This is a genomic window from Aldersonia kunmingensis, assembly GCF_001646865.1.
Lineage (GTDB): Bacteria > Actinomycetota > Actinomycetes > Mycobacteriales > Mycobacteriaceae > Aldersonia > Aldersonia kunmingensis.
The window spans coordinates 1-717 of the sequence record NZ_LRRB01000031.1 but is presented as its reverse complement, the minus strand read 5'-3'; the positions used below and the strand labels follow the sequence as shown (position 1 = coordinate 717).

At 66.5% G+C, this 717-nt stretch carries 1 protein-coding gene; it reads left to right on the top strand.

The features are described 5' to 3' along the window. Positions 1 to 576, top strand: a 576-nt coding sequence (locus tag A8G08_RS27355) for an SDR family oxidoreductase (protein ID WP_483757003.1), incomplete at its 5' end; no start/stop codon positions are given. Between the last annotated feature and the right edge of the window lie 141 nt (positions 577 to 717).

Genomic DNA, 717 nt, shown 5'->3' with positions numbered 1-717 from the left:
GGCGGTCCGGCCAACTGGGACACGCCGATTTGGGAGTTGGACCTGGATTCAGGCCTGCGGATGCTGCGCCTCGGCATCGAGACACACCTGATCACCTCGCACCGGCTGCTGCCATTGTTGATCGAGCGTCCGGGCGGCCTACTCGTCGAGGTAACCGACGGAACCACCGCCTACAACGCGGACCACTACCGGCTCTCCGTCTTCTACGACCTGGTGAAGACCTCGATCAATCGGCTCGGCTATTCGCAGGGACACGAATTGCGCCCGCACGGCGCAACGGCGTTCGCGCTCACACCCGGCTGGCTGCGGTCGGAAATGATGCTCGCGGCTTACGGTGTGCGCGAGGAGAATTGGCGCAACGCGCTCAACCCCGCGCGCACCGACGGCCCGGTCTCACCACCCGGCTTCGCGGACTCGGAGACGCCACGTTTCGTCGGGCGCGCGGTGGCAGCAGTCGCCGCCGACCCGGAGCACGCGCGGTGGAATCAGCACTCGGTCACAGCCGCCGATCTCGCCCGCGAGTACGGATTCACCGATGTCGACGGGTCTCAGCCGGATTGCTGGGCGGAGATGTAATCGGGCTCCCGTTGCCTGAGCAGGCTCTTCCTCGCACCAACTCGGCGCCAAGTCACCCGTGGGACACGGCACATGGCGCTCCGCGACACCCGCTTCCCGTGGGCAAATTGTGTAAACGGGGGCGAAGCTTTGCCCCCACGC